The sequence below is a fragment of the Avibacterium volantium genome (assembly GCF_049366555.1).
GTDB classification, from domain to species: Bacteria; Pseudomonadota; Gammaproteobacteria; order Enterobacterales; family Pasteurellaceae; genus Avibacterium; species Avibacterium volantium_A.
The window spans coordinates 74,186-96,402 of record NZ_JBMMGT010000007.1; the positions used below are offsets into that span (position 1 = coordinate 74,186).

The window sequence follows — 22,217 nt, forward strand, 5'->3', positions numbered from 1 at the left end:
TATTTATCAAGTTCGGTGTGATTTTTATTAAAATGTTTGTTTTATCTCAATGAGCGGCAATCAGTTGTGATAGATAAAATCCGCCAACTTCTTGAAATTTCAAGCATTAAAAAAGCCTTTCGAGTGGTTACAAAAGGCTTAGTTAAGTGTTTTGGTGCTCTGAGCGAGACTTGAACTCGCACGTCCTATGGACACTACCCCCTCAAGATAGCGTGTCTACCAATTCCACCATCAGAGCAAAATTCGGTTTAAATTATTGTGGGATATCTGAGTTTTGTTTTTCTTCCGCTTTTGGTTGCTGTTCTTGAATTTTTTCGGCAACTTGTGAAAGATTATCAAATTTGCCTTGTTTAACTTCACCGTGGTGAGAATTAATATTCGCGATAGCAAGGCTAGTAATAAAGAAGATAATTGCTAAGATTGCCGTTGTGCGAGATAAAAAGTTACCCGCACCACTTGAACCAAATACTGTACCTGATGCACCGCCACCAAATGAAGCACCTGCATTCGCCCCTTTACCTTGTTGGATTAGAATAAAACCAATAAGGGCAACAGATACAACTAAGTAGATAATTAACAGTGCTTGATACATTATTTCTTCTCTTATTATTGGATACCAAAAATTAACGGGCAAATATTAGCGAATATTAAAACGCTGCGCAAGGAATTTTCTTAAAAAAAATCATTGATTGTTTTAATTATAAGCAATTTAGCGTTCAACAAAATTTACGATTTTCTCACCGCACTTTTCTTTCTCAGTGCTTTTGCTTTTTGAGTTGTTGCCTGCTGCCGTGATAATGCACTAAGCTGTCGTAACGCATCAAAATTGGTATAACTGAGCATTTCAGGCAGGGATTGCACCAATTCGTGCATAAATTGATGATAACTCAGCGCTTTTTGGCTAATACTGTTGAGCTGTGCTTCCCAGTGGGCGGTCATATCTGGTAGCGTGGCAATGTCAGGCAGGGCTTGAATTAAAATTCGTCCTGTTTCGGTGCTGTGAATATGACGCCCTTTTTTATAAACAAAACCACGCTTAAATAGCAGTTCAATAATGCTGGCGCGCGTGGCTTCTGTGCCTAAACCATCGGTTTCGCGTAGGATTTTTTTCAACGCTTTATCTTGTACGAAACGCGCAATCCCAGTCATTGCGGAAAGCAGCGTTGCATCTGAAAAGGGCTTTGGTGGTTGCGTTTTTTTACTCAGAATTTCGCCTTTTTCACAGAATAATTCTTGCTCTTTTTCCACTTCAGGCAGCAAAGGTTCAGCATTATTTTGCTCATCATTTTCTTTGCCCCACAGTTCTTTCCAGCCTGCCACTTGTAAATTGCTGGCTGCTGCGGCAAATTTTCCTCCCGCAATATTTAAGGTGATTTTACAGCGGCGGTATTCCGCATCTGCGCAGAATTGGGCGAGATATTGGCGCGCGATAAGATGATAGATATTACGTTCCATTTGCGTCAGATTGACAGGGCGATTTTTTGCCGTTGGAATAATTGCGTGGTGTGCTTCCACCTTTTTATCATTCCAGCAACGGTTTCGCTGTTCAGGATTGATAATAGTCGGTAACGGCTGATAATCGGGCGCGTGAATGGAAATAGCATTCATCACCTTATGGCGTTCAGCGAAATGTTCTTCAGGCAAATAACGGCAATCGGAACGCGGATAAGTAATCAAGCGGTGCGTTTCATATAAGCGCTGGCAAGTATCTAGCACTTCTTGCGCTGAAAGCCCGTAGCGTTTTGCCGCATCAATTTGCAAGGCGGAAAGGGAATAAGGCAAGGGGGCGGCTTCTTTTTCGCGTTTGTCTTGATAATCCGTTACCGTTGCAGGCTGGCCAGTAATACGCTTCACCACATTTTCCGCTAAGGCGCGGGAAAGCACACGGCCGTCTTCATCTTGATAATCTTCGCAGGCTTTACTTGGCTGCCAAAGAGCGGTGAATTTTTGTGGCGTTTTTTCCAGTGTTTGCACAAAAGCCTGCACTTCAAAATAATCTTTCGGTTGGAAGTTTTCAATTTCTAGATCACGGCGAACGATTAAGCCTAGCACAGGCGTTTGCACGCGTCCTACCGAAAGCACACCACGATAGCCTACGTTCTGTCCACGCTTAGTGTAAGAACGCGTCATATTGATGCCATACAGCCAATCCGCTCTGGCGCGCGCAAGCGCTGAGGTGGCAAGGGGGATAAAGTTTTGATTCGATTGTAATTTTTTTACCGCTTTTTGCACCGCACTTGGGTTTAAATCGCTAATTAAGCAGCGTTGAATTTGTGCTTTTTTCTCAGCAGAAAGATTGGCGTAGCTAAACACTTCGTCCACCAACAATTGCCCTTCACGATCTGGGTCGCCGGCATTGATAAGTAGATCTGCTTGATGAATCAGTTTTATTACCGTATCTAGCTGTTTTTTCACTGATTTTTTTGGGATAAGCAGCCATTTTTGCGGCACGATAGGCAAATCTTCCACACGCCAAGTTTTGAATTTGGGATCGTAAGCTTCGGGTTCAGCTTGCTCTAACAGATGACCGACGCACCAAGTAACACAGTCATTTTCACCACAGCGAATAAAACCATCACCGCGCTGATGAGGTTTGGGCAATACATCAGCAATGGCGCGGGCAAGGCTAGGTTTCTCGGCTATAAATAATCGCATAGGGGACAACATCAATCATCTAAAACAAAGTTCGGCATTCTAACACAGATTTGATTATTCCCAATTTATTAATTTTTCGTTAGAATGTCGCCACTTATTAACATTGAGGATAAAAATTATGTTTGGAAAAGGTGGCTTAGGCAACTTGATGAAACAAGCTCAACAAATGCAAGATCGTATGCAAAAAATGCAAGAAGAAATTGCACAGTTGGAAGTAACAGGCGAATCAGGCGCAGGATTGGTAAAAATTACGGTGAATGGTGCGCATAATTGTCGTCGCATTGAAATCGATCCTTCGCTAATGGAAGACGATAAAGAAATGCTCGAAGATCTTATCGCAGCGGCGTTCAATGATGCGGTTCGTCGTGCAGAAGAATTGCAAAAAGAAAAAATGGCATCTGTTACCGCAGGAATGTCATTACCCCCTGGCTTTAAAATGCCATTCTAAATTTTCCCTAATTTTGCACCGCACTTCGTTTCTTATTAAAAATCAAAGTGCGGTGTGTTTTTTGTTTATTTTTAGGCAAAACAATGCAAACAAGCCCATTATTAGAAAATCTTATTGACGCATTACGTTGTTTACCTGGTGTCGGTCCGAAATCTGCACAACGAATGGCGTATCATTTATTGCAACGAGATCGCAGTGGTGGAATGGATCTCGCCCGTGCATTAACTGCCGCAATGTCGCAAATTGGCCATTGCGAACAGTGCCGAACCTTTACTGAAGAAGAAGTTTGCACCATTTGCAATAATCCACGCCGTCAAAACACAGGCTTGCTTTGTGTGGTAGAGCAGCCTTCCGACATTCAAGCCATTGAACAAACAGGACAATTTTCAGGACGTTATTTTGTCTTAATGGGACATCTTTCCCCGTTAGACGGCATTGGGCCAAGAGAAATCGGCTTAGATTTACTTAACAGGCGCCTACAAAATGAAGCCTTTCGTGAAGTGATCCTTGCCACCAACCCAACGGTGGAAGGCGAAGCTACCGCCAATTACATCGCGGAACTTTGTATGCAACAAAATATCAAAGTAACCCGCATTGCGCACGGAATTCCTGTCGGCGGTGAACTAGAAACTGTGGATAGCAACACCCTCGGCCATTCTTTCTCAGGGCGGAGAGAGATTCAGTATTAAATATTGGAAAATTCAATGCGGGGATAATAAAGAAAAGAATGGACTAGCTGAACTCTAATTAAAAATCTAATACATTAATTTTAAAAGATTTTTATTTTAAATATGTCTATAAAGGGTACTAAAAGGGTACTAAAAAACAAAATCAACATAACCCACAATAAACCAAAATAAACGATTAAAGCCAGTGTTTCCACGGTTTCCCATTTATTCCCGCATAATTCCGCCAAATTCCTGATAAAAAACGCTGAAAGGCGGGAAAAATGGGGATTTGTTGAAAAAATGAAATAGCCCCGTTTTGGGGCTATTGTGGCTGATTTTATTTGCTTAGGCAATCTTTAATAAGATAGCCGGCGGATTTTCCTAAGATATACGGCTTATAAATGTCCGTACATCTAATAACTTGAACTTTGCCCCCGTTTTCTTGATAGGTATCAACAAATAGCCCATCTTTGCGGCGTAACGTATAAGCAAAAGAAGGGGCGTAGATATGTCTATTTTCTTCTTCTGCACGTGGAACATAAGCGAGGATAATGCAATCCGTCCAGATTTTTTGTAATTGCTCTGATACTTCTTGCGTTGCCTCACCAATAACTACTTGATCAACCTCAATGAGTTCCGCAAAGACTTGCGGCGTTAATAGCCCCGTTCTGGTGTATTTGATACGATCTAATAGCCCAGCATTTTCTTTCAAATGCGCCCACACATCACCCGCAATAACGCACACATTCGGCAATTTTCCAATGTCGCCCGCAATTTTTGCTTTTGCGTCATCAATAATTTTTAAAATATCCGTACTAGTGTCATTAAGTTGTTTTTTCGCTGTTTTTAAGCTCAAAACGTGATCGCTATCATAATTGTCCGCATTTTGTGCTAGGGTGGCAACTTCAATTTCACGACCCAGCCCGATAACATCTTGCGTTACGTTTAAAGCATATTGTTTGAGATTATAAGACGCTTCATATTCTTCACGGTAATCCATAGGATATTCAATATCGTGTTCATCTAGTGTGACGATAATTGATTTTGCATATTCTGGCGTAAGGCGATTTGAAACCCCGTGAATTTCGCGGATTGTTGAAGTCAATCTAAAGGCTTGTCGCCCAAAAACAGGAACCGCCCCGCCCTCGTTTGGAATTTCTGCAATAGGGAATAAAACTTCACTTACAAAATTCGCGTTAAAATAGCCCTGTGCTAGTTTTGTTAAAACGGGGTCAGTAACCCTTAATGTTCTTAATGTGTTTTGCGTACTCATTAATATACTCCTCTTAGTCCTTTGGTAATTGCTAAAAATGCTTGCTTATATGAAACTTTATGCCGTTTCATATAAAACATAATATCTCTGTCTAATGCCTCCCCCTCTGCTTTATGTCTTTCTTCTGCGGTTTGTTCTAATAGCTCTCGCGTTCTTTCCCGTTCTGTTTGCATTGATAAATTAATGATCGTTCCTCTGCTTTTTAACAGGGCTTTTATCTTGCTTGCTAAACCTGCTTCCCCCTCTTTAAGGGTAACAATGCCGCTTTCATCAAATGTATCCGTAAGGGAGATAATTTCTCTTGCAAGCTCCCTTTGTCCGGGCAAGATATGAAGATTTTTAATAAGTTCCTCGATAAAATCTTCATTTCTTTCTTTTTGAAGTTGCTTTCTAAGCGCCTCATTATCTTTTTCTAGCTGCTTATTTTTTTCAGATAATACCGCTAATTTATCGTCTTTCATTATTCCCCCCGTTATTTATGGATTAAATTAAATGCTTGTTTATAGGTGATATTTGCAACAGATTGTAAAAATTCTGCTTTGTCTGTTGCGTCTTGTGGATTATCTAAAATCTTGATATTAATTTCGTCGTTGAGATTAATCACGCTCACGCGTGGATCTAACATTTCTTTTATGGCTGGTTCGTCTTTGCCTTTCAATAAAAAGCCAATATGCTTTAAATATGCGCCAATGCCTTTTATTGGGTTCTGCTCATTCTCTTTTCTGAAAAATGCGCAAGAAATCCCACTAATCTCGCCGTTTTTTATTTTGCCAAGTAAATCGTCATTAATTTCAATTTCTGCAAAAAGTCGGTTATTAATATTGTATAGCTTCGATACTTCCCCTAGTTTTGGTTCATCATTATCCGGGTGTCCAATCACGGCATTCGCAGAACGTAAATCTTTATCATAAAACTGTGCAATAGATTTTATTTCGTCTTCTCTAACTTGTGTTGTTCCGCTCTTAAATAATCCGCCTCGCAATACCTCAAAAATAGCCTTTTTCATTTTTTGCCCCTTTGTCTGATTTTTATCAGATATTTTATAGAGGTTAGTTGTGTGGTTTAGTCTGTGGATTAATAAACAAGTGCAAAAACAAAAAGCCAACATTAAAAATTTCCCCCTAGGGTTGTAAAAAGACGGGGACAGGGGGGACACAGGGGATACAAAAATGAAATGCTTTATTTTTCATTATGTTACGTTCATTTTTGTGTCCCCAAACAGGGCAAAAATTGGGGACACAATAGGGGGACACGCAAGAAAAAAGCCCGTTTTTGGCGGGCTTTGTCTGTTTTTTATGCGTTAATCCTCTTCTTCTAGCAAATAAACGAGGTAAGAACGCGGGCGATTTTGGTCGATATTCTTCGGCACGCGCACAACATAGGGCTTTGCTTTTTCTGCACCGGGTTTTAGCATTCCTTTATTAATTAACACGTCGCACGCCATTTTTAGCGGGTAGCCGTCAATAGCTTCTTTAAAGGCTTGGGGGTAAATATAGAAATGTTCTTTATTACCGTTTAACTGCGAACTAAGCACGCGATAACCTGCCGTATCTCTAATGGTAATATCGCCACGGCTTGGCACTTCAATAAAACGGCTATCCCGATTAGCTAAAAGCCAATCTATCACCCCTTCGGAGATTTTCCGATCTTCTCGGTTTTCAATGCCAAATTCTGCGAGCCAGTCATTAAAACACTTTATTAATGCTTCGCTATTGCTATGCTCGCTCCAGCCCGTTAAATGGCGGGAGAGCTGCAACGCCGTTTCTAAAATAGCAAATCGCCCTGCCACGCGTTGCACTTGCGCACTTGCGTTTTCGGGTAAACGCTTCTGCCATTGTTCGGCATAGGCTTTATAAGTGGTTTTCACGCGCTCACTTTGCTCAACAAGATATTCAAGCCACGCGCGCCCAATCACGCCATAATGCGAAAGCGTGGCTTCGTTTAAGTGGTCGGCGTGGGCTTTGCTGTTGGGAAAGCCTGAAAGGTTGCAAGGTTCGCTAATTGGCACATTTAAAAGGCGCACGAGTTGCCCCGCATTAATGTCCACGCCTTTTAATTGTAGATAGGTTTCTAAATCCTTTTCGCCCGCAGAAAGTGCGGTGATTTTCCAGCGCGTAAATTCACGGTTTCCCCCTTCTTTCATTCCTTGCAAGCGTCCACTTCCGTTAAATAGGGAATAGGCAATATTTGCCACGTCATTAAAATTTTTTGCTTGCCCGAGTTCGTCAAGGGTCATAAAGCCGTCATTGCGTGCGGCAGCTTCGTTATTCATTGCGTGCGGCGTGCTGTTCCAGTTCAATGAAATTTTCTCACGGTTGCCATAAACGCTATTGGCAAGGTTTAATGTGGTGCTTTTCCCTTTGGTAGAATGATTATGCAAATGCACGCCAAAAGGTTCAGCGTTTAATAGCGATAATAGCGGGCTTGCCAATGCTGTGGCAATGCCTAACATCATTGAGGCGTTTCCCTCAATATGGCGCGCGATTTCCTGCCGCCAGCTCTCAAGCGTCCCTTTTGTGGTGTAGCCCTCTTTGCTGCCGCTTTTTTCAGTGAAAATCACGGGCTTTTCAGGCTCGCCGATAATCTCGCCATTCGGCAATAAATACGCGCCACCATTCCAGCCCGTTTTATTGGTGATAATCCATTCGGGCTTGTTTTCGCCCTGAATATGGAAATAATCCACCAAGTTTTTTAGTTGCTCACTGGTGGACATTCGCAAACCGTTCGCCTTGAATTTATCCCACGCTTGCGCTTTGCCAAAGTCTGCCGTTGGCATTGCTTCCGTGATAGTTTTATGATTAAAAGCGTGCTGCCATTGGAAAATATAATAAAATTGTCCCGTGTTGCTAATGCCTCGCCCTACAATTTGCAAATCATCACAAAGCCACGTGGCCCGCTCGCTGATAATATCGCCGTCGCGGTCTAATTTCGGCACAACATAATAAAGTCCGTTTAATTTTCCCGTGCGGTATTCAATAAACGGGGCGGATTTATCTTCATTCCGCTCTTGGCTCAATTCCGCCACCTGTTGCGCTTGTTTTTTGACTTCCTCATTGTTGCGCAATTCAGCAATATAAGCACTTGAGTTCTCCAATCTTTGCCCAATGCTATCAATTATTTGTACTATCTCGGCTTTGGTATGCTTGGCTAAATTAAGTTGGATTTCGGCAATTTGTTCTTTACTCAATTCGCCGCACTTTACAACACAAATAACCTTTTGATTTTCAGGCGCAAGGCGTAAACGGCTGATTTCTTCAAGCTGATCACTGCCTAAAATCACAGGTTTTTGCTGGCGGTTGCCGTGAATGGCTTCATTAAGTAGAAGCCAGCCTTGCCCGTTGCCGTCTTTTCCCCACAGATTCCACGCTTCACTTCCCGCTAAAATAAGCATTTCATCAAGTGGGGCGTTGGGTTGATCTTTCAAAAACGGGGCATTTTTTAATTTAGTTTTCATTTTGCCCCCTTAACTGTGTTTCAATAAAATTCATTTTATCAATGCCAGCACTGCTAATATCAATGAAACACCTTAATAGCAATTTTACACGGTTGATCTCTGCAAAAATTTCTTTTTCATTGAGTTTTTTGCCACCTTCAATGAGTTTAAAACTGGGGGTTGTATTAAGCATAGCGCACCCCCTTAATTCTTGCGATAAATACCGCACTTTCACGGGGTAAATTTAAAAATTGGCGGGCTGCCGCTTCGCTTTGGGCATAAGTTGAAATGTGTAGGCGTGTGCCTAGCAATAAGAATTTATAGATCATTGCTGTAACTCCACTGAATAAATGTTGAAAAGTTACCGCTAAAGTTGTCAGGCTTGGGCGGTAACGTGTTACGGGCTGACAAACTGCGATCAGTGGAACACAGCAAAGGGCGAAACCTTTCCCATAACACGCCACCATAGATAGACGCTCTCGGCTTTCGTGAAGCGCTGGGCGTTCTTGGGGTGTGTTGGTACTACGCATAAAAAAACACGCATTAAGCGGCGTGTATTCATACGCCACTGATATATCGTTCGAGTTGTCAGGCTCGGCACTTTTTGAAAGTGCGGTGATAAAATACGACAAATTTCCCGCACCTGTCAATCTTTTTTTGTTAGAATGTGATTTAGTCATTGTTTCGCTCGGTATTGTTAAATAATGGCTAGGGGCTTTTCCTTGTTGGTCGCTTGGAAAAGCTCCGCTTGTTTTTCCGTTCATTGGTTCGCACTCGCTAAATAGCGTTGCACCTCTTGGGCACTGAAAAGCGTGCTGTTGCCGAACTTGGTCTTTTTAATTTTGCCTTGTCGGGCTAGGCGGTCTAATTTTCCGCGCGATACGCCAAAAAGTTCTGCCATTTCCTTTACGGTGTAATGCTTGCAAAGGTCTGTTGCTTGTGTGTCATTCATTGCCTTTCTCCTTGAATGTGAGTTGAATATTTCGCCCGTTCATCATAACCGCAGAAAATCGTTCATTTAAGTCAAAAATGATTTATTTTGGGTTATTTTGCTCGGGCTTTTATAGGCTATAAAACTCTTGGAATGGCGTCAATATGCTCATAAAGAGCATAATTTCAGTAAAATGTGACAGATTTTATTGATTTTTGTCACGTTTTTAAAATTTAAATTTTTAAACGCAATTTAAACTCTATTTAAACGTCATTTAAACGCCATTTAAAAATTGAGTTTAAAAAATAACCAATAAATACACTCAAAAAAAATTTTTATTTTTAAGTTTGATTGCTGATTTTTTGTGCTAAATCTCGGCGTTCTTTATTTAGTTTTCGCTGATTTCTGATAATGCTGTAAATATGGCTTTCGCTTAAATGAAATTTTTTTACAAGCTCTTGCAAATTATCGCCGGTAAAACTGTGATAAATTTCGTTATCTCTTAATGCAACCTTTAAACGGCTTCCAAAAGGTAAATAAAAACTTTTCCCGCCAAAATATTCACCTAGCTTAAAGGCGAGTGATTGGGCTTTTTTTATTGCGTTTTCTTCGCTTTCGCCTAGCTCTTTTAGCTCATTGGCAAAAACGTCAATAATTTCACCTAGAATAGTCGCCCATTTACCGCGATAGTTTGATAAATCTTCTTTTTTCATTCTCTTTTTTCCTTTTGTCTGTGATTTATCAATCAATAATAAATAGGGATAGCATTTTTCTGAGTTTGTGGAGTTTCAGACATTGCCAATTAGGGACACAAGGGGACACAACAATAAATATAATATATTGATTTTATTGATTATATTATATTGTGTCCCTAGTGTCCCCCGTGTCCCTAAAGAAATAGCAAGGCGAGGGGGAATTTTATAAGGCATTTATTGCGGGCATAAAAAAAGCAAGCCTAAAAGCTCGCTTTCTTTTGCGGGGTTAGATTAATCAAATAGCCCCGTTCCCTTTGCACATTGCTCTACATAATCGCCCCATTGTTGCATAGCTGGGCGACGTTGTTCGACATAGTCGGCGCGGTTATAGGTTCGGCTTGTTTTGTCGCCGATTTTATGTGCTAAACAGCTTTCCCCAATGCGGTGATCTGTCATTTGGTCTTCTAGGTAAGTTCTTCCAACAGTTCGCAAGCCGTGGGCGGTTTGCTCGCCCGTGTAGCCCATTCTTCGCAAAGTGCTAGCTATCGTTCCTTTGCTCATTGATTTAGGTAGGCGACTGCGCTTAAAACTAGGGAAAACAAATTTGTGCGTGCCAGTGATTGGGCGCAGTTGTTTCAAAATATCAATCATTTGGCTGGATAGTGGTACAGTATGCGCAAATGCGCCCGTTTTGACTTTTTTCATCTTTTCCGCTGGGATATGCCAAAGATTTTTTTCAAAATCAATTTCTGACCATTCAACCGATACCGCTTCAGATGGTCGAACCATTGAAAGCAATTCCCATTTAAAAAGATATTTGGTTAATTCTTCCCCTCTGTCATCTGCCACTGAGCGCATAAGCGAGGGCAATTCAGAATAGTGAATAGCCGCATTGCTAACTTGTGGCTTTCTGTGGTATGCGCCTGACGCTTTATAACAAGGATTGATTTCAAGCGCGCCTATTGTTACAGCATAATCTAAAATCTGATTAGCTAGATTAATCATTCTATGCAAAGTGTCGTTATAGCCCTTTTCGTCTAATGGCTTGACGGCATTAACCAGCAAAGGAGAATTAATTTCAGTAACGGGATAATTCCCAAGAATTGGAAATAAATACATTTCTAGCCGTCGCCAGTTCTTCAGCATTGTCAGCGGTTTGATTTCATTTTCTCGCTTCTTGCGCCATTGTTCAGCAATAGCGAGAAAGGTATTATTTAATCTTTGCGCTTGTTCTGCTTTTGTTTGGGCAAGGTGAAATTTAGGGTCAATGCCTTGCACTAGGAGCGAACGGATTTCTTCGCGTTTTGTGCGTGCTTGTGCTAGCGATAATTCGGGGTAATTGCCAAGCGTGAGCTTTGTGCGCTTTCCTGTGGCTGGGTTGTCATAGCGGATCCGCCATATTTTTGAGCCTGTTGGCGTAAGCTGTAAAAACAAGCCGCCACCGTCATTTAATTCATTTCTTCCACCCGCTGAAAATTTCGCTTTTTCTGCCTGCGTGTTGGTTAAAGGTTGAATAATTCTCGCCATTTAGTACCCTCCAAAATTTACTGATTGCGGTATAAGGTACTAAAAAAGGTACGAAAAAGCAAAATCAAAATGAACTAATATGAAGCATAATAAACGATTAAAAGGGGGGTAAATGTAGGAAAATCAAGGGTTTTGAAGCTTTATAAATCAGGATAAACTACTATGAATTATGGATTTGGTGCGACTAGCTGGACTCGAACCAGTGACCCCCACCATGTCAAGGTGGTGCTCTAACCAACTGAGCTATAGTCGCACTGAAATTTGCGAGCTATCTTAGCGAGTTTTATTGCGTAAGACAAGCTTGTTTTGCATATCAAATAATTAATTGACATAAATTTAATCAATGGGTTAGCGTTTTTTGCTGTTTTTTTCGTGTGGGCGATCTCGATCTCGTCTTGTTTTAGGCGTATAATAGCCCGCAATTTTTAGTTTGTATTTTGAAGAACAATGGAGTAAGTAATGTCTAGAAGACTAAGAAGAACCAAAATTGTATGTACTATGGGGCCTTCTACAGACCGTGGTAATAATTTAGAAAAAATTATTGCGGCGGGCGCAAATGTAGTGAGAATGAACTTCTCTCACGGTACGCCTGAAGATCACATTGGGCGTGCGCAGCGTGTGCGTGAAATTGCACAAAAATTAGGTAAAACTGTGGCGATTTTAGGGGATCTACAAGGGCCTAAAATTCGTGTTTCTACCTTTAAAGATGGCAAAATTTTCTTAAATGTTGGTGATAAATTTGTTTTAGACGCAGAATTACCAAAAGGTGAAGGTGATCAAGAGTCTGTAGGTTTAGATTATAAAACCTTACCGCAAGACGTTGTTCCGGGCGATATTTTATTATTAGACGATGGTCGTGTTCAGTTGAAAGTATTATCCACTGAAGGCGCGAAAGTGTTCACTGAAGTGACAGTTGGCGGTCCTCTTTCAAATAATAAAGGGATTAACAAATTAGGTGGTGGTTTATCTGCAGACGCGTTAACTGAAAAAGATAAAGCGGACATTATCACTGCAGCACGTATTGGTGTAGATTACTTAGCGGTGTCTTTCCCACGCTCAAGCGCAGATTTGAACTATGCGCGTCAATTAGCGGAAGAAGCAGGACTTAAAGCAAAAATTGTTGCGAAAGTAGAACGTGCGGAAACCGTAATGAGTGATGAAGCAATGGACGATATTATTCTTGCTTCTGATGTGATTATGGTGGCGCGTGGTGATTTAGGGGTTGAAATTGGCGATCCTGAATTAGTAGGTGTGCAGAAAAAATTAATCCGCCGTTCACGTCAATTAAACCGTGTGGTGATCACCGCAACACAAATGATGGAATCGATGATCAGCAACCCAATGCCAACGCGTGCGGAAGTAATGGACGTAGCGAATGCGGTATTGGACGGTACAGACGCAGTAATGCTTTCGGCGGAAACTGCTGCGGGTCAATACCCAGCTGAAACGGTGGCTGCGATGGCGAAAGTATGTTTAGGCGCAGAAAAAATGCCTAGCGTAAATGTTTCACGCCACCGTGTTGATCGCACTTTTGAAACGATTGAAGAAGCAGTTGCGATGTCAGCGATGTTCGCAGCAAACCATATGAAAGGGGTTGCGGCAATTATTGCAATGACAAACAGCGGCCATACAGCGAAATTAATGTCGCGTATTAGCTCTGGCTTACCAATTTTCGCATTATCACGTCATCAAGAAACCTTGAATCTTTGTGCGTTATATCGTGGTGTTGTGCCAGTTCATTTCGATCAAGAAAGCCGTACAATCGAAGGCTTAAAAGCTGCGATTCAATTGTTGAAAGATAAAGGGTATTTAGTAACAGGTGATCTTGTATTACTAACCCAAGGTGATCTTTTAACTTCTGGCGGAACAAACACTTGTCGCACATTAGTGGTTGAATAATCTCATTTTTAACCAGAACTAAGATTGAAAAAGAAAAGTTACCCACCAAAATGGGTAACTTTTTTATTTGATACCTATCAATTTTAATCGGAATAGCATTTCCTTATTTTTCCTACTGATTGTTATAATGACGACGTTTAACTTTATCGGGAGAAAGCATAATGAGCGTATTTAGCAAAGACCAAGTATTGGACAGATTTCGTTTTCGTGCCGCAACGCGTTATTACGATCCAAACAAAAAAGTGAGCCGTGAAGATTTTGACTATATTTTAGAGCTTGCACGTTTATCGCCAAGTTCTGTAGGCTCAGAGCCTTGGCACTTTGTGGTAATTCAAAACCCCGAATTGCGTGAAAAATTGAAACCAGTGAGTTGGGGAATGGCAACGCAACTTGATGATGCGAGTTATGTAGTGGCGCTTTTAGCCAAGAAAAATGCCCGTTACGATTCAGATTATTTTCATAATGCTTTGGTTAAGCGTGGATTAACCGCAGAACAAATGGAAAAAGCAAAAGAAAAATACCGCACTTTTCAGCAAAATGATATGAAAGTGCTAGAAAGTGAGCGTGCATTATTTGATTGGACAAGTAAGCAAACCTACATAGCCCTAGCGAATATGATGACAGGCGCGGCATTTATTGGCGTGGATAGCTGTCCAATTGAGGGCTTTAACTATGATGCGGTAAATCAAATTTTAGCGGAGGCAGGGGCGTTTGACCCAGCGGAGTGGGGCGTTTCTGTGATGGTAACCTTTGGTTATCGTGCGAAAGAGATTAAAGCCAAATCAAGAAAATCGATGGAAGAATTGGTCACTTGGATTGAATAAATTTTAAAAAAAACCACCGCACTTTATTTTCTCAACCTTGCTAGCTAGATAAATGCTAGGTGTTAATGAAATAGAAAAACTGAAGTGCGGTGGTTTTTTCGTGAATTTTCGCATTATGAATCCAAATGAAGATTAGCTTCTATCTTGTTTTATCAATTTATTAATCTACTTCAACTAACGAGCTGTCGTTCCACAGTTCTTCTAAATATTCCATCAGGCGTTCTTTCTCGTCTTTGTTTTTAATCCCTGTTACATCTACGCCAGCTGCACTGGAAAAACGGATACGAATATGAATATCATCAAATTTTTCTGCGATCTTTCTAGGTAAAACCTCTTGTAGTTTGGCGATAATTTTTAATTGATATTCTTGGCGTTTTTTGTCGCTTTCTTTCATAAAACGGATGTCTAACTGTTTCATTATGTTCTCCTTGTTTTCTTGATTATTTATTCTGTTCAGCAAAAATGAGAAAATTTGCACCGCACTTTTATTTTTAGGATGTTAAGCGGCAAATCGCATTTGCTTTTTAGGCTTCATTTGATGAATGGTATTGGTGATGACTCCAATAATTGGCAACGCAGACCACTTTTCACATTTGATGCTTTGCATTTTGGCGTCTAGCGGCAGAAAGATAAATTCTTTACCGTCATAGGCAGCAAACTCATATACGCAGAAGTGGTGATTTTGTTCCATTACGACTAAATCACCAATGCTAAGATGATCGCTTTGTTCCACCACAAGCATATCGCCCATTTCAATTCCCCACGCCAACATATTTGGATTGGTTACCTGAACAAAGCAGGTTTTTTGTGGGCGTTTAATGCAATATAGGTTTAAATCAAGTTTTCGATTAAAGGTTGAGTTGAAAGATTCACTATCCGTTAAAAATGGCATTGGCTGATAGGAAAATGGGGGTTGTTCGTTGAGGTAATTCATCATAATGCTCCGCTAATCATCAATTTACTGGTTGTTTATACAGTGAAGATGATACTGGTGTTTTATACAGTTCGTCAATACTGTATAAAAACTTTTTTTCACTTTTTTGTGTGGCTAAGGCAAATCAAGGGAAGAAAGAAGAAAATAATGTGTTTTATCTAATTTATAGGGAAATATTTCTATATTTATGCAAATAATATGCGTTAATTTACGATTTTATATTTTCTTTAGCACAAAATTAGGCTATCTTTACACTCGCTATGGGGGATCTAATTTTAGATCTGAATATCAACAATCTTCTGAAGTCATTGATCTTCAGTTTTAAACACAACATTGTAAATAATTATGAACACATCTCGTTTATATTCTCTGTTTTTTCACGGAAGTTTAGTGAAAAGAATTTCTATCGGTTTAGTGCTAGGTTTGCTACTTGCGATTATTGCGCCAAGCTTGCAATCTGTACTCGGTTTCAACCTTGCTGAAAAAGCGGGTTTTTTAGGTAAAGTGTTTGTGCGCTCATTGCGTGCTGTTGCGCCAATTCTTGTATTCTTATTGGTAATTTCAGCCATTGCGAATAAAAAAATTGGTACGCAAAGTAATATGAAAGCTGTGGTGGTTTTATATTTGTTAGGCACGTTCCTTGCAGCATTAACTGCGGTGTTATTTAGCTTTGCTTTTCCAACCGAAATCGCACTACAAACACAAGAAAATTCTTTATCGCCACCAAGTGAAGTTTCTCAAGTATTAGGCACATTAGTGTTAAATGTGGTGGACAACCCAATCAATGCGTTATTTAATGCCAACTTTATCGGTATCCTTTCTTGGGCAATCGGTTTAGGTGTTGTATTACGCCACGCGTCAGATACCACGAAAAATGTGATGAATGATCTTTCTGAAGGGGTATCAAAAATCGTTCACTTCATCATTAGCTTTGCGCCAATCGGGGTGTTTGGTTTAGTGGCAGAAACCCTTGCAGATAAAGGCTTGGACGCGTTACTTGATTATGTGCGTTTATTATGCGTATTAATCGGTGCGATGCTATTTACTGCGTTCGTGGTAAACCCAATTTTAGTGTACTGGAAAACACGCCGTAACCCGTATCCATTAATTTGGACTTGTGTACGCGAAAGTGGTTTAACCGCATTCTTCACACGTAGCTCGGCGGCAAATATTCCTGTAAATATGGAATTAGCGAAACGCTTAAACTTAAATGAAGATACCTATTCTGTATCTATTCCGTTAGGTGCAAGTATTAATATGGCGGGTGCGGCAATTACCATCACCGTATTAACCTTAGCAGCAGTGCATACTTTAGGTGTGGACGTTTCATTCCCAACAGCCTTGTTATTAAGTGTGGTAGCGAGTGTATGTGCTTGTGGTGCTTCTGGTGTGGCTGGAGGCTCATTATTATTAATCCCATTAGCTTGTAGCTTATTCGGTATCTCAAATGACATTGCCGCGCAAGTAATGGGCGTAGGCTTTATCATTGGAGTGTTACAAGATTCTGCAGAAACCGCATTGAACTCATCAACTGACGTGGTGTTTACTGCAGCAGTGTGTATCTCTGAAGAAGAAGCACAAAAAAGCTAATCTTTACTAAAGATAAAAAAGAAAAAAGAGCGGATGAAAATTTCCGCTTTTTTTTATAGGTGGCTAATATGATTAAGATCGAAAATGCAACATTCCAGCTTGCTCATTATCAACGCTTAAAAATTGATGAATTATCCATTCACCCCAATGATTATTGGGGTGTAGTGGGCAGCAATGGCAGTGGCAAAACCGCGCTCGCCTTGGCGCTGGAAAGCAAATTGCCTTTACTGGAAGGCGCAATGGAAAATCGCTTCCAAACTATTTGTTCCCTTTCTTTTGAAAAACAACAGAAAATTGTGAGTGAAACCTTTAAAGATCGCAACAATGATGGCGTCAGCCCTGATGATTTCGGCAAAACGGCCAAGCAGACTATTTTGGCTGAACAGAACGATCTAGCGTTATTTGAAGAATATATTTCTCTGTTAAAAATCACCGCACTTTTAGATCGCCCTTTTATCCAGCTATCCACGGGGGAAAGCCGTAAAGTATTACTGTGCCAAGCCTTAGTGCAACAACCTGATTTGCTGATTTTAGATGAGCCTTTTGAAGGGCTGGATCAGCAATCTGTCAAAGAATGGAAAGCATTGCTCGCGCAGTTACAACAAAAAATGGCGATTTTACTGATCTTAAATCGTTTTGAAGATATTCCTGATGAAGCCAATCATCTCGCTCTGCTGGAACATCAAGAGGTTATTTTGCAAGGAGAACGCCAGGCTATTGAGCAACAAAGCCTTTATCAACAACTTCGCTATGCAGAATCCGCCCAGCATATCCCCTTGCCTGAACGCGCTGTCCCTGAGATAAAACTCGATGAAAATCAACCGCTCTTTGAATTAGAACAGGTTACCATTCAATATGGCGAGAAAAAATTCTCGATAAACTTGATTGGCAAGTTAAGCGTGGCGAAAACTGGTGGATCAAAGGCCCAAATGGTGCAGGAAAATCTACCTTGCTTTCGGTAATTAGCGGTGATCACCCGCAATCTTACGCCAATAAAGTGCGTTTATTTGGCAATCAACGCGGTTCGGGCGAAACGATTTGGCAAATCAAACAAAAAATTGGTTATGTCAGCAGCCAACTGCATATGGATTATCGCGTGAATTGCTCCGCGCGAGATGTGATCCTATCGGGCTTTTTTGACAGCATTGGCGTTTATCAAAAAGTGCCAGATGCCCTGCATATTAAAGCGATGGAATGGCTTGCCCGTTTAAATTTAACCGCGCAAGCTAATCAGCCGTTTAAATCCTTGTCTTGGGGACAACAGCGTTTATTGCTGATCACTCGTGCAATGGTAAAACATCCGCCCGTGTTGATCTTAGATGAACCCTTACAAGGGCTAGACGGCGTGAATCGTAAACTGGTTAAAGGCTTTATTGATCAACTGGTGACGAACAGTGAAACGCAGTTACTTTTTGTTTCCCACCAAGATCAAGACGCGCCAAGTTGTATCACTCATTTATTTGAATTTGTCAATGAAAATGGGCATTATCGCTATATACAAAAGGCTATTTAATTTGTTAGACTTCAATCAGTTATCACCCATTTTAAGGAGAGAAAAATGGAATTGTTAGACGGTTTTCCAGTTGCTGTGGTCGTCTTTGTTATCTTTGTGATTGTTGTACTGTTTTCCACCTTGAAAACCGTACCGCAAGGTTATCATTGGACGATTGAACGCTTTGGGCGCTACACTCGCACCCTCACCCCTGGGCTAAATTTTGTCGTGCCTTTTGTGGATCGCGTAGGGCGAAAAATTAATATGATGGAACAGGTATTGGATATTCCTTCGCAAGAAGTGATCTCAAAAGATAATGCCAATGTATCCATTGATGCCGTGTGTTTCGTGCAAGTGATTGATGCGCGCCGTGCCGCTTATGAAGTAAACCATTTAGAGCAAGCGATCATCAATTTAACGATGACGAATATTCGTACCGTGCTAGGCTCAATGGAATTGGACGAAATGCTTTCGCAGCGTGATAATATCAACGGACGTTTGTTATCCATTGTGGACGAAGCCACCAACCCTTGGGGCATTAAGGTAACGCGTATTGAGATCCGTGATGTGCGTCCACCACACGAACTCATCGCCGCAATGAATGCGCAAATGAAAGCAGAACGTAATAAACGTGCTGAAATCTTGGAAGCAGAAGGGATTCGTCAAGCGGAAATCTTGCGTGCAGAAGGGGAAAAACAATCCCGTATTCTCAAAGCGGAGGGGGAACGTGCGGAAGCCTTTTTACAAGCGGAAGCCCGTGAGCGTGCCGCCGAAGCAGAAGCCAAAGCCACCCAAATGGTGTCGGAAGCCATTGCCGGCGGAAACACCAAAGCCATTAATTACTTTATCGCACAAAAATATACTGAAGCGTTAAAAGAAATTGGTGGTGCGAATAATAGTAAAGTGGTGTTAATGCCACTTGAAGCAGGCAATTTAATTGGTTCAGTAGCAGGCATTGCCGAGCTATTAAAAGGTGAAAAGCAATAATTTGCCTATCAATATCAGGGGCATTGCCCCTTTAAATATAAACTAAGGGGATAAGTATGGAATGGCTCGCAACTTGGTCAGTGTGGCACTGGCTTATTTTAGGCTTTGGCTTATTAATTGCCGAAATTCTCATTCCGGGCGTATTTTTGCTCTGGTGGGGCTTGGCGGCCATTATTATCGCAGGTGTAATGGCATTATTTGTCACCTTATCCTTAACCTTTTTAGTAATTGGCTATGCCATTTTAGCCATTATTTTAAGTTTTTCTTGGTGGAAATACCAACACGGCAAAGATCTCCAAGATCAATCGCACACTTCATTAAACCAACGGGATCACGCAATGCTTGGAACAAAAGGCATCGTGCAAGAAATCAATGAAAACGGCATTGGGCGTGGTCATTTTGGCGACACCACTTGGCGAATTCAAGGCAAGCATTTGCAGGTTGGCGACGCCATTGAAGTGTATAACGTGGAAGGGATCACCTTATTTGTTAAGAAAGTAGAATAGCACAATGAAACATTTAATTATTTTCGCCCACCCAAATGGGCAAGACAGCTTTAATCGCAGCATTTTAGACCGCACTTTGAACGCCAGCCGAGCGCTCAAAGTAGAAACCCAAGTGCGTGATTTATATCAACTAAATTTTGATCCCGTCATTTCGTGGGCTGAATTACAAGGGGCAAATCAAGGCATCACTCCCGCAGAAATTCGCGAAGAACATCAGCTCATTCGTGAGGCGGATTTGATCACTCTCGTTTATCCCCTATGGTGGATGGGTTTTCCTGCAATTTTGAAAGGCTATTTAGATCGCGTGCTGAGCCACGGCTTTGCGTATAAAACAGAAGACGGACAATCTGTCGGCTTATTGCAAGGCAAAAAAATGCAACAGTTTATCACCATTGGCAGTAATGTTGAGAAATATCAACAACTTGGCATTGATAAATCGTTGCGTGATTGCTTGGTGGACGGCTTATTTAATTTTTGTGGTATTACCGATATTCAGCATAAATTCTTTGGTGATATTCATATTATTGATGACAAGGCGCGCCAACAAATGCTTGAAGACGTGGCACAAATTACTTCGCAAAATTTGACCGCACTTTTATCCGCAAAAGAAATCTCAAACACCAAGGAAACCCCATAATGAGCAACGAAAACAGCCTGAACCATTTTTCTCTCATTAGCCGCTTATTCGGCAATCTGTTTTACCGCTCACCGCAAGATGCTACCTTGCAAAATGTCTTTGCTTGGTTGCAACAAAAGCCACTCAATGGACTATGGCCTTTGGAAACGGATAAACAAAGCGAACAAGCCCTTGAAGCCTTACAAATGAAGATTGATTTAGCCTTATTAGATCAAGAATATCAGCGTTTATTTGCTGGCGAAAAAGCACTCGTGCCAATGAATATTGAAGCTTATGAGCTTAAGTCCGAAGATTTCATCGCTTTCCGTCAAGAACGTGGAATGCCCGAGTTAGAACAAAGTGCGGTGAATTTTCCGCTTGTTTTTCTCACCGCTTCTTGGATTGAAGATAATCTTGATTCCGTTGAAGCGCAACAAACCTTATTTGCGGAATTTCTACTACCTTGCGCCACAAAATTCTTAAACGCCGTGGAAACGCAAGCCAATCTCCCTTTCTACCGCTCACTCGCTATTCTCTCACGAGAAATCCTTTCCGCAATGGCTGATGAGTTGGAAGAAACTGCTCTTTAGGGATAAAAATTTCTGAAAAAACCACCGCTCTTTAATGGGTAATTTAATGGCCAATGTCTATGAAAAAAGGGTGAAAACATTATTTCACCCTTTTATTTTCTAATCATACAAACTTGGATCACTTTCATTTGGACGGGTTTTGAAACGCCGGTGCAGCCACATATATTGCTCTACGCCTTGCAAGATTTCTTGTTCAACCACTTGATTCATTCGAGTAGCGATGTCAATTTCGGTATTGAGATCAGAAAAATCTACGGGTGCGGATACTTTCACGGTGTAGCCTGAGCCGTCTGCGTTGCGTAATGGCGCAAAAGGAATCACTTTGCTGTTTGGGGAAGATTTCAATAAATAATAACTGCCCGTTGTGGTGGCGGCATCTTTCACCGCAAAGAAAGGCACAAAAACAGCATTTTTCCGCCCGTAATCGTGATCGGGCGCATACCAAATAATTTCACCACGGCGTAAGGCTTTGATCATATTGCGTAAATCTTTGCGATCAAGCATATCTTTGTTAGAACGTAGTCGTCCCCAAGTTTGCAGCCAATCCATTAGCGGATTATCGTTTGGGCGATAAACCCCAATGCCGGGGGTGTAAAGCCCTAAAATTCTTGCCCCTAGCTCAAGGGTAAGAAAATGCACGCCCGCTAGAATCACGCCGTCTTTTTGGTAGGTTTTTAGGTATTCAATGCCTTCCACCTTCGACCATTTTTTGATCCGTTTATCCGACCAAAACCACGCCATTCCTGTTTCAATAATCGCCATTCCCGTGGCTTTCACATTAGCCTGCGCAATGTCATCAATTTGCTGTTCGCTATAATCAGGGAAACAAAGGGTAAGATTTCGCTTGGCGATTTTCATTCGCCGCTTGCCAACGCTTAACTTAGAAAAGAGCCAGCCTAATCCATTCCCTATCTTTAACAAAAGGGGATAAGGCAAGAAAAGAATGAGCCGCCAAATGGTTAAACCAATCCAAAATCCCCAATATTTTGGGGCGAGAAATGCACGTTGAAATCTTGGAAGTGATGAATTTGCCATAACTAAAAGAAAGCTGTTCGTTAAAATTGGTTTAATCAAAGCGGTAGTTTAGCGGAAATTTTAGTAAATAGCATTTATCCTATGGTAAAATCTGCAAAAATTTGTCATTTAATG

At 41.2% G+C, this 22,217-nt stretch carries 23 protein-coding genes, 2 tRNA genes and 1 pseudogene; 10 read left to right on the forward strand and 16 right to left on the reverse strand.

What is annotated here, in order from left to right; all coding sequences use genetic code 11:
• Positions 1-152 precede the first annotated feature (152 nt).
• From ACLS0A_RS03425 to ACLS0A_RS03435, 3 genes are all read right to left on the reverse strand, one after another.
• Positions 153-238: transfer RNA gene (locus ACLS0A_RS03425), tRNA-Leu, on the reverse strand.
• A gap of 15 nt (positions 239-253) precedes the next feature.
• Complete coding sequence (gene secG, locus ACLS0A_RS03430; RefSeq protein WP_126372074.1) at positions 254-592, reverse strand: preprotein translocase subunit SecG; 339 nt, start codon at positions 590-592, stop codon at positions 254-256.
• A gap of 134 nt (positions 593-726) precedes the next feature.
• Complete coding sequence (locus tag ACLS0A_RS03435; protein ID WP_416082381.1) at positions 727-2,655, reverse strand: DNA topoisomerase III; 1,929 nt, start codon at positions 2,653-2,655, stop codon at positions 727-729.
• A gap of 118 nt (positions 2,656-2,773) precedes the next feature.
• Between ACLS0A_RS03435 and ACLS0A_RS03440 the strand changes: the two genes are divergently transcribed.
• Positions 2,774-3,103: a YbaB/EbfC family nucleoid-associated protein gene (locus tag ACLS0A_RS03440; protein WP_103853095.1), complete on the forward strand. Its 330-nt coding sequence runs from the start codon at positions 2,774-2,776 to the stop codon at positions 3,101-3,103.
• A gap of 83 nt (positions 3,104-3,186) precedes the next feature.
• The gene (gene recR, locus ACLS0A_RS03445) at positions 3,187-3,792 is read left to right on the forward strand and encodes a recombination mediator RecR (RefSeq protein WP_103853094.1); all 606 of its coding nucleotides are present in this window, start codon (positions 3,187-3,189) and stop codon (positions 3,790-3,792) included.
• A 316-nt stretch (positions 3,793-4,108) separates the two neighbouring features.
• Here the strand turns inward: recR and ACLS0A_RS03450 are convergent, their stop codons facing one another.
• From ACLS0A_RS03450 to ACLS0A_RS03495, 10 genes are all read right to left on the reverse strand, one after another.
• A complete protein-coding gene (locus ACLS0A_RS03450; protein WP_416082380.1) occupies positions 4,109-5,044 on the reverse strand; it encodes an inorganic pyrophosphatase in 936 nt (311 codons plus the stop codon).
• Entirely contained in the window at positions 5,044-5,505 is a 462-nt protein-coding gene (locus tag ACLS0A_RS03455; RefSeq protein WP_416082379.1) for a hypothetical protein, read from the reverse strand. Before ACLS0A_RS03455 ends, ACLS0A_RS03450 begins: the two co-directional genes overlap by 1 nt.
• A gap of 11 nt (positions 5,506-5,516) precedes the next feature.
• Positions 5,517-6,050, reverse strand: a complete 534-nt coding sequence (locus tag ACLS0A_RS03460) for a hypothetical protein (RefSeq protein ID WP_416082378.1) — start codon at positions 6,048-6,050, stop codon at positions 5,517-5,519.
• 294 nt (positions 6,051-6,344) lie between these two features.
• Positions 6,345-8,498, reverse strand: a complete 2,154-nt coding sequence (locus tag ACLS0A_RS03465; protein ID WP_416082377.1) for a DUF927 domain-containing protein — start codon at positions 8,496-8,498, stop codon at positions 6,345-6,347.
• On the reverse strand, positions 8,488-8,670 hold the full coding sequence (locus ACLS0A_RS03470) for a hypothetical protein (protein ID WP_416082376.1): 183 nt from the start codon (positions 8,668-8,670) through the stop codon (positions 8,488-8,490). The genes ACLS0A_RS03465 and ACLS0A_RS03470 overlap by 11 nt, the downstream gene beginning before the upstream one ends.
• Entirely contained in the window at positions 8,663-9,241 is a 579-nt protein-coding gene (locus ACLS0A_RS03475) for a host cell division inhibitor Icd-like protein (protein ID WP_416082375.1), read from the reverse strand. The genes ACLS0A_RS03470 and ACLS0A_RS03475 overlap by 8 nt, the downstream gene beginning before the upstream one ends.
• A complete protein-coding gene (locus ACLS0A_RS03480; protein ID WP_416082374.1) occupies positions 9,238-9,429 on the reverse strand; it encodes a helix-turn-helix domain-containing protein in 192 nt (63 codons plus the stop codon). Before ACLS0A_RS03480 ends, ACLS0A_RS03475 begins: the two co-directional genes overlap by 4 nt.
• Before the next feature lie 320 nt (positions 9,430-9,749).
• Entirely contained in the window at positions 9,750-10,121 is a 372-nt protein-coding gene (locus tag ACLS0A_RS03485; RefSeq protein ID WP_410678767.1) for a Mor transcription activator family protein, read from the reverse strand.
• 273 nt (positions 10,122-10,394) lie between these two features.
• Positions 10,395-11,630, reverse strand: coding sequence for a tyrosine-type recombinase/integrase (locus tag ACLS0A_RS03490; RefSeq protein ID WP_416082373.1), 1,236 nt, complete (start codon positions 11,628-11,630; stop codon positions 10,395-10,397).
• Between the two features lie 176 nt (positions 11,631-11,806).
• Positions 11,807-11,883, reverse strand: a tRNA-Val gene (locus ACLS0A_RS03495).
• Positions 11,884-12,089: 206 nt separating this feature from the next.
• Here ACLS0A_RS03495 and pyk point away from each other — a divergent pair.
• Both pyk and ACLS0A_RS03505 read left to right on the forward strand, forming a co-directional pair.
• Positions 12,090-13,529, forward strand: a complete 1,440-nt coding sequence (gene pyk / locus ACLS0A_RS03500; protein WP_103853093.1) for a pyruvate kinase — start codon at positions 12,090-12,092, stop codon at positions 13,527-13,529.
• Positions 13,530-13,690: 161 nt separating this feature from the next.
• Complete coding sequence (locus ACLS0A_RS03505) at positions 13,691-14,353, forward strand: NAD(P)H-dependent oxidoreductase (RefSeq protein ID WP_416082372.1); 663 nt, start codon at positions 13,691-13,693, stop codon at positions 14,351-14,353.
• A 160-nt stretch (positions 14,354-14,513) separates the two neighbouring features.
• Here ACLS0A_RS03505 and ACLS0A_RS03510 read toward each other — a convergent pair whose 3' ends face one another.
• Together ACLS0A_RS03510 and ACLS0A_RS03515 are read right to left on the reverse strand one after the other, a co-directional pair.
• Complete coding sequence (locus tag ACLS0A_RS03510; protein ID WP_126372081.1) at positions 14,514-14,771, reverse strand: DinI-like family protein; 258 nt, start codon at positions 14,769-14,771, stop codon at positions 14,514-14,516.
• Positions 14,772-14,852: 81 nt separating this feature from the next.
• Positions 14,853-15,287, reverse strand: a complete 435-nt coding sequence (locus ACLS0A_RS03515) for a LexA family protein (protein ID WP_416082429.1) — start codon at positions 15,285-15,287, stop codon at positions 14,853-14,855.
• Between the two features lie 345 nt (positions 15,288-15,632).
• Here ACLS0A_RS03515 and sstT point away from each other — a divergent pair, with 345 nt between their 5' ends.
• From sstT to ACLS0A_RS03545, 6 genes and pseudogenes are all read left to right on the forward strand, one after another.
• Positions 15,633-16,877, forward strand: coding sequence for a serine/threonine transporter SstT (gene sstT / locus ACLS0A_RS03520; protein WP_416082371.1), 1,245 nt, complete (start codon positions 15,633-15,635; stop codon positions 16,875-16,877).
• Between the two features lie 68 nt (positions 16,878-16,945).
• Positions 16,946-18,390: pseudogene (gene modF / locus ACLS0A_RS03525) on the forward strand (molybdate ABC transporter ATP-binding protein ModF).
• Between the two features lie 45 nt (positions 18,391-18,435).
• Positions 18,436-19,356, forward strand: a complete 921-nt coding sequence (locus tag ACLS0A_RS03530) for an SPFH domain-containing protein (RefSeq protein ID WP_103852710.1) — start codon at positions 18,436-18,438, stop codon at positions 19,354-19,356.
• A 56-nt stretch (positions 19,357-19,412) separates the two neighbouring features.
• Positions 19,413-19,862, forward strand: a complete 450-nt coding sequence (locus ACLS0A_RS03535) for an NfeD family protein (protein WP_416082370.1) — start codon at positions 19,413-19,415, stop codon at positions 19,860-19,862.
• 4 nt (positions 19,863-19,866) lie between these two features.
• Entirely contained in the window at positions 19,867-20,499 is a 633-nt protein-coding gene (locus ACLS0A_RS03540; RefSeq protein ID WP_416082369.1) for an NAD(P)H-dependent oxidoreductase, read from the forward strand.
• A complete protein-coding gene (locus tag ACLS0A_RS03545; protein ID WP_416082368.1) occupies positions 20,499-21,068 on the forward strand; it encodes a TorD/DmsD family molecular chaperone in 570 nt (189 codons plus the stop codon). The genes ACLS0A_RS03540 and ACLS0A_RS03545 overlap by 1 nt, the downstream gene beginning before the upstream one ends.
• A gap of 99 nt (positions 21,069-21,167) precedes the next feature.
• Here ACLS0A_RS03545 and ACLS0A_RS03550 read toward each other — a convergent pair whose 3' ends face one another.
• Entirely contained in the window at positions 21,168-22,103 is a 936-nt protein-coding gene (locus ACLS0A_RS03550) for a Kdo(2)-lipid IV(A) acyltransferase (protein ID WP_416082367.1), read from the reverse strand.
• Positions 22,104-22,217 lie beyond the last annotated feature (114 nt).